The sequence below is a fragment of the Sphingobacterium sp. UBA5639 genome, from assembly GCF_002421245.1.
GTDB lineage: Bacteria > Bacteroidota > Bacteroidia > Sphingobacteriales > Sphingobacteriaceae > Sphingobacterium > Sphingobacterium multivorum.
Genome location: NZ_DIJR01000036.1, coordinates 230,834 through 246,115 on the forward strand (window position 1 = coordinate 230,834; position 15,282 = coordinate 246,115).

A 15,282-nucleotide genomic window follows, 5' to 3' on the forward strand; every position below is an offset into this window, starting at 1 on the left:
GCGTATGGCGTCGATATTTCGGTTTAAACAATTTGAGGTTGATCAGTCTGACTGTGCGATGAAGATCAATACAGATGGTGTTTTGTTGGCTTCATTGTCGGAGATAGAACCTGTAGAACGTGTCTTAGATGTGGGCACAGGCACTGGAGTCATTGCCTTGATGTTGGCTCAGCGTCTTGGGAATAGCCAGATAGAAGCTGTTGAAGTCGACGCTTTGGCTGCGTTGATGGCGGATAAAAATTTTCGCAATTCCATTTTCCGTGAACGCCTAACGCTACATGCTAGTTCCTTTCAGCAACTGGATACAACAGGAAATTATGATTTGATTGTATCAAATCCACCTTTTTATACGGATTCGTTGCATAATCCGGATGAACGGAGGAAACTGGCTAGACATACGGATCTGGATTTTTTCTTTGAACTGTTGGATTTCGCCTCTATACGCTTATCGAATCGGGGGAAATTAATCCTTATCCTTCCAGCGGCATTAGCGGATACCTTAGTCAGTATTTCTACAGAAAGAGGTTTACATTGTTCTACTGAAGTTCGGATAAGTTCCTTTGAAGGAGAATCGGTGCTACGTAAGATCGTAACGTTTGAACGGAGACCTGTTGAGTCGGTTGCAGTACGTGAGTTTGTTATTTATGCTGCTAAAGGTATTTATTCAGAAGCATATCGCACGGCCCTGGCACCTTATTTTTTAGCTTTTTAAATGATGACAAAGATCGGATTACTCTCAGATACACATTCTTTTTTAGATGAAGCGGTATTTACTCATTTTGCAGCCTGCGACGAGATTTGGCATGTAGGCGATTTTGGTGATGTGGATGTTGCAGATCGGTTGGCGGCTTTTAAACCGCTGCGCGGAGTTTTTGGTAATATTGATGGTCAAGAAATTCGTTTACAATTTCCAGAAGATTTGAGGTTTAGGTGTGAGGAAGTGGACGTCTTTATGACACATATTGGTGGTTATCCCGGGAAATATGCTGCACGTATTAAAGGAGAATTGATGAAAAATCCGCCAAAATTATTTATTACTGGACATTCCCATATTCTAAAGGTTATCTTCGATCCTAAGATTCAATGCCTCCACCTTAATCCAGGTGCAGCGGGTAAGCAGGGCTGGCATAAAGTGAGGACGTTAATGCGGTTTGATATCAATAAAGATAAAATTGAGAACCTAGAGGTTATTGAACTCAAAGACCGTTAAGTCACCCAGACTCTTCTTTAGTGTTTTTTGTGAATAGACAGACGAACAATACTTTGGGTAATGGCGAAGAGATCGTGCGGTACATTTGGTTCCAGTGTCACTAACATGCCTTTTGTTAGACTGATTTTGCTTCCGTTAACACCAAAATCAATATTGCCTTCGACAATTTCTACAATAATTGATGCAGCTGTTTTATGTTCCTTTAGATATTGCCCTTCTGCAAAAGTCAAACGATATTCTTTGCTGCCATTTGTTTCTAGGAGAAGGTCCATTTTGGGCTTCTTGTCCTGGAAAGTGACGTTTTGAAAAATAGATGCTGTCTGCATGATCGTAGTACTATTATCTGTTGTTGCTAATATTTTATCCCCACTTAGGATAGGCGGGAAGAATTGGGTCAAAATAACGGAAAAATTCCTATTGGGGGAGTTTTAAATAGAAGTTTCTCAGGTACTACAGTGAGTCACGAACTTCAAGAAGAAAGTTCTTCAAACGCTCCAATGAATCTACAACACGTTGATTTTCTTTTGCCTCAGATTTGTTGTCACGCAGGTAATCACGTGCCCCCTGTAGTGTATAACCTTTATCTTTAACCAAATTGAAGATGATCTTTAAATTGGCAATATCTTCTTGCGTAAATAAGCGATTACCCTTTTTATTTTTCTTAGGCTGTAGAATATCAAATTCACGCTCATAAAAACGTATCTGGGATGCATTTACATCAAACATTTCTGTAACTTCTCCCATTGTATAATACAATTTATTTATTTCACGCTCTTTGTACGGCATATCTTCACAATTAATCTATAGCAAACTTAATAAAAATTCCTATTCAAAAAGAAATTTTTGCGATCTCTTATCGGATCAAGGACTGAACGATAGGGATATAGTACAATTCATAAGAAGCCAATAATAATTGTGTATAAAGGTAAATTTTTCTAAGTTTGATTCGTTTGAAAACGGTCTGGACTTCTTATATGATTATAGTTAGCAAATTTTGGACGAATTTCTTCTCTTTTGGAAAAGCCAATGCAATTACTATTTATCCTTTTATCTTTCTGAAAAGTACTTTTTTTAAACAGAAGGACGACTTGATTCGTCATGAGCGTATACATTTGCGACAAGCGCTTGAATTAGGTATTCTCTTTTTCTATGTTTGGTATCTTCTTGAATTTGCCGTTCATTTTATTCAATTTCGGGATTTTGATAAAGCGTACCGGCGTATTTCGTTTGAGCGGGAAGCTTATGAGAAGGAGGGTGAAACGGATTATCTGTCCAAAAGAAAAATATGGGCTTTTTGGCGATATCTTTAAAAAGACGGTTGATTTATACGTTCTATATATCCGACAAGAGGTCGCAGGCACAACAGTTATGGGGCGAAAAAAGAAAGCGGTACCAAGAATATTCTTGGCACCGCTTTCTTTTATATCCTGACAATGATTATCCCACTAATTTAAGGTAGGTAGCCACTTGGTTTTTTAACTGTCTACGGTCGACAATGAAATCCAAAAATCCATGCTCGAGCACGAATTCCGAAGTCTGGAATCCTTTTGGAAGATCCTTTTTAATTGTTTCTTTAATGACACGGGGTCCGGCAAATCCGATTAACGCACCAGGTTCTGCGATATTTATATCACCCAACATCGCGTAAGATGCTGTAACTCCCCCTGTAGTAGGGTCGGTCAATAAACAAACGTAAGGAAGTTCTGCTTTTGCCAATAACGCTAATTTAGCCGAAGTTTTAGCCATTTGCATCAATGAAAATGCGGCTTCCATCATCCGTGCACCACCTGATTTGGATATTAACATAAATGGAATTTTATGCTCAATACAGTAATCTATCGAACGCGCGATTTTTTCGCCAACGACAGATCCCATGGATCCGCCGATGAAACTAAAGTCCATACAAGCAATAACAATGTCTTGACCATTCATTTTTCCATGGCCAGAACGTAAAGCATCTTTAAGACCTGTTTTGGCTTGACTTTCCTTTAAACGTTCAGGGTATGGCTTTGAATCGAAAAATTCTAATGGATCACCAGAATTTAGATTAGGAAATAGTTCTGTGAATTCGTTATTATCAAATAAAATTGAAAAATATTCTTTGGAGCCAATTCTTAAGTGGTGGCCACAATATTGACAAACATAGTCGTTTTCTACTTGTTCAAGATGCAACAATGGTTTTTTACATGTAGGACATTTGTTCCACATACCATCAGGTGCTTCTTTTTTATTAGCGGTAGCTGTGCTAATACCAGCTTTTTCTCTTTTAAACCAACTCATACGATAGTTCTTATTCGATTACAAACTTATATAAATTTGCTTTTATATACAATTATAATTGTGTTGAATGTACATGCCAAGCGATTAAAACGCCTTGTGTAACAGGGCTTCTATAAATAGGGGAAATGCGGGTAACAATTGGGATATACATGGTATTTAGCTGATTATTAGGTTAGAATTGAATTTTGGACCGGAAGATTAGTCAAAAAAAATGGGCATAAAAAAAGGGTAAGCTACTCCTATCGCACCGCTCAACCAAATACCCTTGCTTTGTTCCCAACCTGGGGGAGTCAATGGGAGCTGGTCGTAGAAGACTTACCCGCCACAAAAGTAGAAAAAAAAACAGTTTTAGGAAAGAAAAAACACCTTTTTATCTTATTCGGTTGATTATCATGGCAATAAATTGCATTTGATATCTTTTCATAGCACCAATTTATGGCGGAGTAGATTTGGTATTTGTGTAAAACAGCTAAAAATGGCGTGAAAAAAGCGCTTGACGAAGTCCATTTGCCGTAAATGTTCTTTTCAAAATGTCGGAAAGTTGCATTATCTGACGTATAGGAGATCGACTTTGAATAAGCATAATCGGCTAATTTTGCCTATTCAAAGTCGATCTCATTTTTGGGACTACATTTTTTCTTGATCGTATTCGCCCAATAGGGAATAATAGCCAAATAAACCGAGTCCAATGGAGATTATGGGGGTCAAGATGCACAGGATAATGATTCCAAAAACGAGATCTTCCTGATGTCCCGTTGATATCTTTGGCAGGGCCAGTTCAAAAATGGAAAAATAAGCAGTAAACAATGCTAAAACGATCCAAAGTATGCCGAGGAATTTTTTGAGATTATTCATGGGGTGCTGAAGTTGATTTGTTGTTGATATAAATACTGCCTATGATAAAACATACAATGGCAATGATAATAGGGTACCATAAACCTGCAAGATAGAATTGCGGGGTATTGGAAGCTTCGGCATTTGTCGTTAAATATGTCGATACAGCCGGAAGGAGTCCGCCGAATATTCCATTGCCAACATGATAGGGTAAGGACATGGATGTGTAGCGGATTTTTACGGGGAACAGTTCAACAAGGAATGCTGCAATGGGGCCGTACACCATCGTAATATAAATCACTTGTATAAAGATCAGCAGGACGAGCAGCATATAGTTTTTGCCTGCAATATGGACTGTGGTTTTGGTTGTTTGCTGCCCTTTCAGTTTACCGGATTGATGAATCATGCTGGCTCGAGTAACTTCCGTTTGGTCCTCATATTGTGTTTTGATGATGGAAATGGTTTCTGCAGTTTGTAATCCATGAGGGTTCTCCGTTGTTTCGTTCACCTTGACTTTCTGTTCGGTATTGGAAAGTTGGTACATGGATTCGTAAATCGGACGATAGGTCAATACGGCAAGTAACATCCCGCCAAGCATGATCCATTTTCGCCCAATTTTGTCACTAAGCCATCCAAATACGACAAAAAATGGCGTTCCCAAGAGTAAGGCGATACCGAGGATGGTATCGGCTTGGTCAGATTGGAGGTGCATGACTGTTTTCATGAAACTCATCGAGTAAAACTGTCCGGTGTACCAAACAACGCCCTGTCCCATGGCTGCACCAAATAGCGCGAGCAGCACAAATTTGAGGTTGTAGCGGTTGCCAAAACTTTCTTTTAGCGGATTTGTACTTGTTTTCCCTTCCGCTTTGGCCTTGCTAAATTCGGGTGACTCCTTCATTTTCTTACGGATGAGATAGGAAACATATACCATCACCAAAGAGAGGAGGAAGGGAAGCCGCCATCCCCAGGAATCAAATTGTGATTCGCTGAGAAAGCCTTTGGTAAGGAGGATGACGACCAGAGATATGAAAAGGCCAAAAGTAGCTGTTGTTTGTATCCAGGATGTCCAATAGCCCCGCTGGCCCAATGGAGCATGTTCGGCGACGTAAGTTGCCGCACCGCCATATTCTCCGCCTAGGGCAAGACCTTGCAAGAGACGAAGGATCAACACGAGCAGCGGTGCCCAAAAACCGATACTTTCATAACTGGGGATGCAACCGATGAGAAATGTTGCGCCGCCCATGAGCATTAAAGTTACCATAAACGTATATTTTCGACCGATAATATCGCCTAGTCGGCCAAAAAATAGAGCGCCAAATGGCCGGACGACAAATCCTGCAGCAAATGTGGCTAGGGTGGAAAGAAAAGCAGCAGTTGGATTTTCTGCCGGAAAGAATTTGGTGGAAATTACAATGGATAGGCTGCCAAAAATGAAAAAATCATACCATTCAATAAGCGTTCCCATGGAGGAGGCTCCGATGACTTTCCAGATGCTTTTTGTATTGTTTTCGTTCATTAATTTTTGGTTTTTGGTTGGATATAAATGTACATTTTAATTGCGCTCCAAACGGCATTTCGGCGCTGTTGCATGATCGAAAAAGAGCTAATTCTTTTGAATTTCGGTCTGTCCGACTATTTTATAGCGTTTTCCGGGTAGGCTGTGAATGAGTGACTGCATTTCAAGTTCCAATAGGATTAAGGCCAATTTACTTTGTGGCCATTTTGTGAGGTCAATCATATGGTCTATTTCTAATTGTCCCTTTTGCTGAATGAGCGTAAAAAGGAGTTGTTGATCTTTTGTCAATGTCAAAGGAAGGCTAAGCTGTTGACCAACAGCTTTTGTACTGATTTCCCAATTCATGAGGTATTCCAGATCCTGAAGACCTCTAATCATATGCGCGCGGTTGGTTTTGATGAGGTAATTGGTGCCTTCAGAACTTTTTTCGTAAACGGCTCCTGGAAAGGCACATACATCGCGATTGTAGCTGTTGGCTATTTCGGCGGTAATCAAAGCACCTCCTTTAATTGCAGCTTCTACAACAATGGTGACATCCGCCATACCGGCTATGATGCGATTGCGCATAGGGAAGTTACTGCGTTCAGGTAATGTGTTGGATGTAAATTCTGTCAATAAACCTCCTTGATCTAGCATTTTTGTGGCAAGTTCACGATGGGATGCCGGGTAAATGCGATCGAGACCATGCCCTAATACAGCAACGGTGGGAATATTATTTTTTAGTGCGTTGCGATGTGCTAAAGCATCAATACCATAAGCAAGACCGCTTACGATTAAGGTGTCTTTGGAACCATTCATAGCCTCTAGCAGATCTTCGCATATTTTCTGGCCATAGTAGGTTGCATGTCTAGTGCCGACGATACTTATAATTTTTGTGCTGTTGAGTGGCTGATTCCCTTTATAATAGACAACAAGCGGAGCGTCTTCACATTGTCGTAGCCTATTTGGATAATTTTGGTCCCCCAGCCATAACGCTTGTATCTGATGTTTTTCGATAAAAGCAAGTTCTTTTTCACAGGCAGACATATAGCTTTTATTGTGTATGGCTTCTGCGATCGATTCCCGTATCCCAAGAATTTGCATCAAATCTTTTTTTGAGTAAGCAAATAAGTCTGCCAACTCGTGACCTTGGTCAATGATGTTACGCGCTGTCCTAGGGCCAATGCCCTTGATTTTCGTCAAAGCTATGGGATAAATTAGTTTCATAATTGGGTTTATTTAAATATAGGAAAAATATAAGTAGCTGTCATACTTTTTGTTAGAATTGCTTAGGCATATTATGTTTTTAAAGCAATGACAAAGTTCTTAGTCGGAGGCGATCGCGTGTCTGCTCGAAAATCCGCGGATCGCCATGGCATGAATGCGCTTTTCCTAAGCTTATTTGAGATATCAAGGAATGAAATATTGGTCGATTATGGAAAGAAGATGAGGAATTGGTACCTTTGAGCGATTAATGATATTTTAACTATGGAAATGAAAGAACCTTTTGATATTGAATTGGGGGATATAGTTTATTCTGTTTTCCCTGAGGAAGAAGATACGTATGTTATTTTTAAGGATGGTGTGGAATACGTAAAGATTATTAAAGACAATGATACAAACTGGTTGAAACTTAATCCAGAAACGGAGCTTCCTATGTTCGGTATGGATGAAGAGATCAATCTGATTGGCCTAGAAATTAAAAAAGAATTAGGTCTTTAGTTCTCTAAGTTAAAGATAGTTAAATGCTTTTTAATTTTATTTATAGTTGGTTATTTTAGTTTGTCAATTATAAATATGGTACGTATCGGATTTCTATCTTTATTGTTTTTCTGTGTCTATTTCTCATTTAATAGGCAGGGGCTTTTTGCCTATCCAACGGAATTTTATCATCAGGATACCATTGCGAAAAAAGGCAGTCAAAAAGATACTTTACGTTTGGACACTGTTTCGATCAAGCGTAAATCAGCAGCGGATAAATGGGAAGAAAAAAAGGAGGAGTATAAGTCGATCTTTTTCTGGGGTGATACGAAAAATATGGTGACCTTGCCTCACCAGGGAGGAATTGCGGTCAATCTGAACAAGCTTTACAATAAATTCAGTCGAAAGGGACGAAATTCGCGGAAGCTTCAACGTCAGTTTGAAAAAGAATACCAACAGGATCTGATTCGCGAGGAATGGTATCCGCTGACTCAGGAATACAGTAAGTTGTCGGGAGATTCTCTGCGCAAATTTAGAATATACTATGAGCCTTCCTTAAAGTGGCTTCGTGAGAATGATCGGTATGAGAAGATTGCTTATATCCATCTGTGTTTAACGAACTACCTGGATTCTGTAGACATTATCCATAGGCGACTTCAATTTCCTATGGGTAATGCCAAACTTTAACTACATAGGTACGTATACCAGGTATTTTGTATCAAAGAAATCTTCTTTAAAGTAACCGGAAAGCGGGTGTAATTCTGCTTTGAGCTTAGATTCTTTGATCTCTTCGGTGAGATCTCCGCCTTTCAAGTAAAGAATTCCATTAGGAATACCGTTTTTATCTTTTTTTGCGAATTTATTCTGTATCCAAGGCGTAAATTCTCCAAGTCTTGTCACAGCTCGTGATATCACAAAATCGTACTTGTCGTCGAGTTGTTCTGCGCGGATATGATCTGCTTCAACATTTTGGAGACCCAGTCCTGCAGCAACTTCGCGTACGACTTTTATTTTTTTGCCGATAGAATCGACCAAATGGAATTTGACTTCAGGAAACATAATGGCCATTGGGATACCTGGAAAGCCCCCGCCGGTTCCCACGTCCAAAATTTGTGTTCCTGGCGTGAGCTCTTGAACAAATTTAGCGATACCTAGCGAGTGTAACACATGGTGCAGGTAGAGGCTATCTATGTCCTTACGTGAAATGACATTGATTTGGCTATTCCAAAATGTATAGAGGTCGGCAAGTTTTGCAAACTGTTCTTTTTGAATATCCGTTAATTTTGGAAAATACTTATAGATGATATCAACTGTTGGATTCAAAGCTTAATGTTTTAAAAGTGAATTATTTCCAGCTTATTTTTTTCTTTTTTCTGCTGAACATGCCATTGATGCAAATATAGAAATAGTAGATGAAGTCTGCCAAAGGTAGCCACCAAATGAGTTCCTTTACTTCTAGTTTTTTATAGATGTTGGCAAATATTATCCATTGTGCAATCAGCCTTAGGAGGTAGGCTGTAACAGGAACATACCAGTACATTGGAAAGGCAATTGCTGTTGCGATAAGGGCGACATAAAAAAGGACGGCTGATACCAGCTGCGTGCCGAGCATGCGCTGATGTCGCTTTTTGTAAATGGTAGAGGCTCCTGAGTGTCTTGCTTTTTGCTTGTAATAGCTCCTCCAGGTCGCTTTGGGTTCCGAATAGACAATGGATTCGGCTGCCAGTGCAATGTTAACGTTGGTCGGATTTGCATTTTGGTTGACAAAAAGATCATCATCGCCAGACTTAATATGCATATGGGCTGCAAAACCTTTGTTACGAAAGAAAAGGTCTTTTTTGTAAGCCATATTGCGTCCTACTCCCATATAGGCATCTCCCTTTAGTGCATAGGCAAAGTAACTCATGGCCGTATGGCTGGTTTCAAATCGAATCAATAGATTTAGCAAGCTTTTTTGCTTAAAATAAGGAGAATAGCCAAGTACAATTTCTGTTTCTGGTCTGAAGGCTGCTGCAATTTCTTTGAGCCATTGATCGGATTGTGGTGCACAATCTGCGTCAGTAAACACCAGTGTCTGGTGCTTTGACGCTTTGATACCCATACTAACGGCAAACTTTTTACCATGTTTCAAGCGAATATGCTCTTTGATATCCACAATCTTTAAATGGGGGTATTTTGCTTCGAACTCATGCAATATCCAGGGCGTATTGTCAGTCGAAAAGTCATTGACCACAATGACTTCAAAATTGGGATAGTCTTGATTCAGTACACTCGGGAGGAATTCCCGAATATTATCCTGTTCATTGTGTGCACAAATAATAACGGACAGCGGTGGGAATTCAGTTCCTTCTTGTACAGTTTCAATTTGATAACCACTCAATTTGCTATATACAAATAAGATGTAGTACAATTGTATCAAGAGGAAAAGACCCAATACTCCGAAAGCAATATATGGAAGATTGGCCAAAAATACGTGAAGGTCAAGCATAGCTCACAAAGATAAGTGCTTTCCGCAACTTTTTTATAGGGGAAAAATGATAATTTATTTTTGAAACATCCTGTTTGCAAATCTTTTTATAGTATTTTTGCAACGTATTCTAGGGATGAATCCGAGCTTGGGTGAAAATTAGAAAAGCTATAACGACTTTTTAAGTTACAACTGACTGAAAATGAGTTTTTAATTTTTTACACCAAATGCCGATATCGCCATGTCCATGGCAAATCATCCTTTAAAATAGAAATAGTCTCAGAGGAAAAATATTAATGAAATTTACGCTACAAGCACAAGATAAATTGTCAAAAGCACGTGCAGGTGTTGTCGAAACTGCACACGGTCCCATTCAAACACCTATTTTTATGCCTGTTGGTACGGCAGGTACAGTGAAAGCAATTCATCAACATGAATTGAAGAACGATATTGAAGCGCAGATTATTCTGGGTAATACGTACCACCTCTATTTACGTCCCGGATTGAATGTGTTGAATAAGGCGGGCGGGCTGCATAAATTTAATGGTTGGGATCGACCTATTTTAACGGATTCCGGTGGTTATCAGGTGTATTCGTTGACCGAAGTACGTAAAATCAAAGAAGAGGGGGTTACCTTTCGTTCCCATATTGATGGATCAAAACATCTATTTACACCAGAGAATGTCATGGATACACAACGTATTATCGGTGCGGATATCATTATGGCATTTGACGAGTGTACGCCTTATCCATGTGATTATGGGTATGCACGTCGTTCTTTGGATATGACCCATCGTTGGCTGAAACGCTGTGTGGATCGTTTTGATAGTACAGATCCGCTTTATGGATATGACCAGACTTTGTTTCCAATCGTTCAAGGATCTGTTTACAAAGATTTAAGGATAAAATCTGCGGAGACTATCGCTTCGTTTAACCGCGAAGGAAATGCGATTGGTGGATTGTCGGTAGGCGAACCGGCGGAAGAAATGTATGCGATGACCGAAGTTGTCTGTGATATCTTACCGCATGACAAGCCACGTTATCTCATGGGGGTAGGTACACCGGTAAATATCCTTGAAAATATTGCTTTAGGGGTGGATATGTTCGATTGCGTTATGCCAACCCGTAATGCTAGAAATGGTATGCTTTTCACGCAAAATGGTATTATCAATATCAAAAATGAAAAGTGGAAAGATGATTTTTCACCAATAGAAGCGGAGAGTGATCTGCAGGCAGATCAATTTTATTCGAAAGCTTATCTAAGACATTTGATTAAATCGCAGGAAATTCTTGGAGCACAAATTGCTTCTTTACATAATTTACATTTTTACCTTTGGTTGGTGAATCAGGCTAGGGAGCGAATCATTGATGGAACTTTCTACGATTGGAAAAACAAAATGGTGAAAATATTGGATCAACGTTTGTAAAACTAAATAGCTCAAGTTAAAAAAATGCTGTCGTTAATCGATCGTTACATCATCAAAAAGTATCTAAGTACTTTTTTATTCACTATGGCAATATTTACTATTGTCATGGTGGTTTTTGACGTGTCCGAACGATTGGATGATTTTTTAAAATATCATGCTCCCCTCGATAAGATTATTTTTGAGTATTATGCAGGGTTTATTCCCTTTTACCTAAATTTTCTTTGTCCGCTGATCAACTTTATTGCGGTTATTTTCTTTACCTCAAAGATGGCAGACCAAACCGAAATTGTCCCGATTCTCAGTGCCGGATATAGCTTTAACCGTTTGCTTCGTCCCTACATGATCGCTGCAACCCTAATCTTTGCCATTTCTTTGGTATTTAACATCTTTATTATTCCGAAGACCAATAAGATGAAGGTTGATTTTGAAAATATCTATGTAAAGCCACCTAAGGATAACTCGAGGGTTTCTACCCATATGCAACTGGACAAAAACAGCTATGTTTATATAGACAACTTTGATAATTCTACCAAAACAGGCTACGGATTTGTACTTGAAATTTTCAAAGGGGATACCCTTAAGGAGAAAATGATGGCTGATCGTATTACGTGGGACTCGGTGGCGACAAAATGGAAGATCGAAGGGTATACCAATCGTATTATCAATGGACTACATGAACGCATGGACAAAGGAGCTGTTAAAGACACAACCTTGGATATGAAACCTTCTGATTTTGAGGTACGTGATAATATGTTTACCGCTATGGATACACGCGAATTAAATATTCGTATCCATAAGGAGGAGATCAGGGGAACCGGAGTCATGAACGATTTATTACTGGAGAAATACAAGCGTTACGTATATCCATTTTCAGCTTTTGTATTGACCTTGATGGGTGTGGCACTGTCCTCCAAGAAAGTGCGTGGGGGGATAGGATTGAGTCTTGGTATTGGTATCGCGCTAAGTTTTACGTATATCGTATTTATACAGTTTGCGACTATGTTTTCTTTGAAAGGGGGACTGCCACCGTTGATAGCCGTATTAATTCCGAATGTTACCTTCTTTTTGGTAGCACTATACCTGGCGATAAAAGCGCCAAAGTAATTTTTTGTTAGTTTTCAATAACTTCAGTGAGCCTGCCTTATAAAGGGAAATAATAGGTATTGCTCATCATTTCTATACAAATGTATTCTAGAGAATATGACTAAAATTCAATTAAATCGGAATATTCTAATTCTGCATTTAACAATACTTATTTGGGGATTTACCGGAATTTTGGGTAGCTTGATTTCCGTATCTGCCCTTCATTTAGTGTGGTATCGTGTTGCAATAGCGTCTATCGCGCTGTTGATCTATTTCTTGGTAACTAAACAATCGATTGTAGTTTCGCGGAAACAATTTCTCCAATTTTTTATGGTGGGGGCCGTTGTTGGACTGCATTGGGTATTATTTTTTCATTCGATCAAAGTATCTACCGTATCGGTGACATTGGTCACGCTATCCTCGGTGACTTTATTTACGGCAATATTGGAGCCTATTGTGAATAAAAAGCGTATTGCGCTGTTGGATATTGTTGTTGGTTTGGTCATTATCATCGGTATTTATACAATCTTTTCTTTTGAAACACATTACCTTGTTGGTCTATTGGCGGGGCTTGGCTGTGCGTTTTGCGCGAGTATATTTTCTATCGCCAATGCGCGAATGGTTAAAAAATCGAGCCCGACCTTGATTACGTTCTATGAGATGATGGGGGCATGCTTCTGGATCAGCATATTGATGTTGTTTACAGGAGATTTCAATGCTGAAATGAAATTGGGACAGCAAGATTTAATTTATCTGCTGTTGTTAGGTGTGGTTTGTACGGCGGTGGCCTATGTTATGGGGGTTGCTGTCATGAAGGAATTATCTGCTTTTACTGTTGCGCTGACAACAAATCTGGAACCTGTTTATGGTATTCTGTTGGCGATGTTGATATTTGGACAAAAGGAGACCATGAGCGGTGGGTTTTATCTTGGCGCTTGTATCGTTTTGGGAGCAGTATTCACTTACCCTTATGTCAAAACGAAATTAGAGAATAGACAAAAAGATCTTGTTATTCGTAAATTGCATTAATTGAAATCGGGGCTATCCAATCTTTTTGGATAGCCCCGATTTCATGTGGTTATATACCTTTCCCCTAAAGCATCATTTCATAGAGCTAATTTTCAAAGGGTTTGATTTGTTTTTTTGAACACCTTCTGTCTCTGCTCAACTACTGGAATGAAAATTCGCCAATCCCAATATTGCGCTCTTTATTGCGGTCAAGATAGATCGTAACGATTTTTCGTTCTTGCTTGCCACTGCTATAGTAGGTATAAATTTCGGCCATGACCGCTGCTGGTCCTGCTAAAGTAAGGGAATCATCGTTATAGAAGTCAACTTCAATTTTGTATTTTCCTTTTAAAGCTTTTTTTAATAGAAATTGTTCAGGGCCATAGCCACCAGTAAAGTCATTGCTGAGTCGGCCCCCAATGGCTGTGGCAGGATTACTATAGAAGCATTTTTCTTGATTTGGATCAGTTACCCAAAGGTCGATATCGGTGTTTCGTGAATTCCAATTAATGACAACACGAATGTCGACGGGTAGGTCAGCAATCAATTTTTTGTTCACGGCAACTTTGGAGCTTGCAGCTTTGTTTGCTTTAATGAGATTATTGATTTCCATGACCAATGTTTCTTCAATACCATCATCGCGATCGGCAGCTTCTGGGGAGTAGCTCTGGGTCAAAATCCCATATAATTGTTCTAGTGCCTCCTTGAACATACCTTTGTCTTGTAAAACGAGGGCATAATCGCGGTGGCTTTGTGGATCCATGGGACGCCATTTTAATACCTTAGCAGTAATGAACAGTGCATTGTCGTAATCTCCCCATTCCCGTAACTTATAGGAAATGGTTTTGTAGAGATCTGCATTTTCAATTTGTAAGTCTGCAAGTGCGCTTAAGATGAGTAAGGCTTTGTTGTGATCTCCTCTTTTGAAAAAGAAGTTTGCGACATCAAAATAGAAAGTTGGCGTTCCCATATACTGATTCCGAAGTTGGAGATAGCTTTTGTAAGGATCTTTGGATTGATTAAGGTCCTGTAAATAGGCTTGGTCTTCTTTAATTTCAGGGATGCTTATTTTTCCATGTATGCTGTTGATGCTGCTTGTCGTTTGTATGCCAGCTACGCGTTCTTCTAAGGATTGAACAACAGCGAAATCCTGAAGAACATCATCAGATGCCGCCATCGCCAATTCACTGGTAACAGCTTTGGCGGTATTTGAATTGCCTTCGGCTGACACTCTTTTTTCACTAGCGGGAGCTGATGACCTGAGTTCTTCGGCTCGTGATGTCGCGGCAGGGCTAGCTGAAGGACGCGACGGTATAGGTGTAACAGGAGCAACTCCGGTAGCCATTTCTTCGGCAACAGCAAGTTCAGGGATGGAAATCAATTTTTTACGCGTTGGGTATTTCTTTTTTTGCTGAAAATCGGTATTCCACCAGGACTGAAGCTGTTTGGTAATGTCTTGAGCCTGATCCAACAAGTCTGCTACACGTTCTTCCTTTTCTATATGTTCTTCTTTGATGAGCCGATTGAATTCGGAAAGCAATTCGGCGGGCGGAGTTATTGCATAACGTACGTAATCTTCTGTGGTTTCCAGTACAATCAGGCTGGTATTTCGGGTAACAATACCGAACTGTTTGCCAAGTGTTTCAATTTCTTCACGATTGTCTTCGTATTGAAGATCCAACGCTTCAATTTTCTTTTGTGCCCAGATCTGCTGTAGGTCAATTTCACCATGGTCAGGCTGTAGCGCTATACTAGTCGTTCCTTAACAAAACCC

17 protein-coding genes and 1 other RNA gene are annotated in these 15,282 nt (G+C 39.7%); 8 read left to right on the forward strand and 10 right to left on the reverse strand.

What is annotated here, in order from left to right; all coding sequences use genetic code 11:
* Positions 1–4 precede the first annotated feature (4 nt).
* Positions 5–712: a tRNA1(Val) (adenine(37)-N6)-methyltransferase gene (locus tag B4Z90_RS23390; RefSeq protein ID WP_112373809.1), complete on the forward strand. Its 708-nt coding sequence runs from the start codon at positions 5–7 to the stop codon at positions 710–712.
* 3 nt (positions 713–715) lie between these two features.
* The gene (locus B4Z90_RS23395; RefSeq protein WP_286777347.1) at positions 716–1,210 is read left to right on the forward strand and encodes a metallophosphoesterase family protein; all 495 of its coding nucleotides are present in this window, start codon (positions 716–718) and stop codon (positions 1,208–1,210) included.
* A 17-nt stretch (positions 1,211–1,227) separates the two neighbouring features.
* On the opposite strand, the gene B4Z90_RS23400 is transcribed toward B4Z90_RS23395, so the two are convergent.
* The gene (locus B4Z90_RS23400) at positions 1,228–1,536 is read right to left on the reverse strand and encodes a cupin domain-containing protein (RefSeq protein WP_286777345.1); all 309 of its coding nucleotides are present in this window, start codon (positions 1,534–1,536) and stop codon (positions 1,228–1,230) included.
* Between the two features lie 124 nt (positions 1,537–1,660).
* Positions 1,661–1,996, reverse strand: a complete 336-nt coding sequence (locus tag B4Z90_RS23405) for a MerR family transcriptional regulator (protein ID WP_046674120.1) — start codon at positions 1,994–1,996, stop codon at positions 1,661–1,663.
* A gap of 188 nt (positions 1,997–2,184) precedes the next feature.
* On the opposite strand from B4Z90_RS23405, the gene B4Z90_RS23410 reads away from it, so the two are divergent.
* A complete protein-coding gene (locus tag B4Z90_RS23410) occupies positions 2,185–2,520 on the forward strand; it encodes a hypothetical protein (RefSeq protein ID WP_070560697.1) in 336 nt (111 codons plus the stop codon).
* 127 nt (positions 2,521–2,647) lie between these two features.
* Here B4Z90_RS23410 and accD read toward each other — a convergent pair whose 3' ends face one another.
* The 5 genes from accD to dprA all read right to left on the reverse strand — a co-directional run bounded on the left by accD (position 2,648) and on the right by dprA (position 7,049).
* Positions 2,648–3,490: an acetyl-CoA carboxylase, carboxyltransferase subunit beta gene (gene accD / locus B4Z90_RS23415; protein WP_070560696.1), complete on the reverse strand. Its 843-nt coding sequence runs from the start codon at positions 3,488–3,490 to the stop codon at positions 2,648–2,650.
* 223 nt (positions 3,491–3,713) lie between these two features.
* An RNA gene (ffs, locus tag B4Z90_RS23420) (signal recognition particle sRNA small type) lies at positions 3,714–3,811 on the reverse strand.
* A 306-nt stretch (positions 3,812–4,117) separates the two neighbouring features.
* Positions 4,118–4,345, reverse strand: a complete 228-nt coding sequence (locus tag B4Z90_RS23425; RefSeq protein ID WP_070560694.1) for a DUF6814 family protein — start codon at positions 4,343–4,345, stop codon at positions 4,118–4,120.
* A complete protein-coding gene (locus B4Z90_RS23430) occupies positions 4,338–5,843 on the reverse strand; it encodes an MFS transporter (protein ID WP_070560692.1) in 1,506 nt (501 codons plus the stop codon). The genes B4Z90_RS23425 and B4Z90_RS23430 overlap by 8 nt, the downstream gene beginning before the upstream one ends.
* Positions 5,844–5,930: 87 nt before the next feature.
* Entirely contained in the window at positions 5,931–7,049 is a 1,119-nt protein-coding gene (gene dprA / locus B4Z90_RS23435) for a DNA-processing protein DprA (protein WP_070560690.1), read from the reverse strand.
* A gap of 261 nt (positions 7,050–7,310) precedes the next feature.
* On the opposite strand from dprA, the gene B4Z90_RS23440 reads away from it, so the two are divergent.
* Positions 7,311–7,544, forward strand: a complete 234-nt coding sequence (locus tag B4Z90_RS23440) for a hypothetical protein (RefSeq protein WP_070560687.1) — start codon at positions 7,311–7,313, stop codon at positions 7,542–7,544.
* A 75-nt stretch (positions 7,545–7,619) separates the two neighbouring features.
* Complete coding sequence (locus B4Z90_RS23445; RefSeq protein WP_070560685.1) at positions 7,620–8,210, forward strand: hypothetical protein; 591 nt, start codon at positions 7,620–7,622, stop codon at positions 8,208–8,210.
* Here the strand turns inward: B4Z90_RS23445 and rsmG are convergent, their stop codons facing one another.
* The gene (rsmG, locus tag B4Z90_RS23450; protein WP_070560683.1) at positions 8,211–8,846 is read right to left on the reverse strand and encodes a 16S rRNA (guanine(527)-N(7))-methyltransferase RsmG; all 636 of its coding nucleotides are present in this window, start codon (positions 8,844–8,846) and stop codon (positions 8,211–8,213) included.
* 22 nt (positions 8,847–8,868) lie between these two features.
* Positions 8,869–10,011, reverse strand: a complete 1,143-nt coding sequence (locus tag B4Z90_RS23455) for a glycosyltransferase (protein WP_070560681.1) — start codon at positions 10,009–10,011, stop codon at positions 8,869–8,871.
* Between the two features lie 275 nt (positions 10,012–10,286).
* On the opposite strand from B4Z90_RS23455, the gene tgt reads away from it, so the two are divergent.
* From tgt to B4Z90_RS23470, 3 genes are all read left to right on the forward strand, one after another.
* Positions 10,287–11,417, forward strand: coding sequence for a tRNA guanosine(34) transglycosylase Tgt (tgt, locus tag B4Z90_RS23460; RefSeq protein WP_070560679.1), 1,131 nt, complete (start codon positions 10,287–10,289; stop codon positions 11,415–11,417).
* A gap of 27 nt (positions 11,418–11,444) precedes the next feature.
* Positions 11,445–12,521 (forward strand): LptF/LptG family permease, encoded by a 1,077-nt coding sequence (locus B4Z90_RS23465; RefSeq protein ID WP_070560713.1) that lies wholly within the window; start codon positions 11,445–11,447, stop codon positions 12,519–12,521.
* Positions 12,522–12,617: 96 nt separating this feature from the next.
* The gene (locus B4Z90_RS23470; RefSeq protein WP_286803464.1) at positions 12,618–13,529 is read left to right on the forward strand and encodes a DMT family transporter; all 912 of its coding nucleotides are present in this window, start codon (positions 12,618–12,620) and stop codon (positions 13,527–13,529) included.
* 139 nt (positions 13,530–13,668) lie between these two features.
* Here B4Z90_RS23470 and B4Z90_RS23475 read toward each other — a convergent pair whose 3' ends face one another.
* On the reverse strand, positions 13,669–15,189 hold the full coding sequence (locus tag B4Z90_RS23475; protein WP_286803466.1) for a DUF2135 domain-containing protein: 1,521 nt from the start codon (positions 15,187–15,189) through the stop codon (positions 13,669–13,671).
* Between the last annotated feature and the right edge of the window lie 93 nt (positions 15,190–15,282).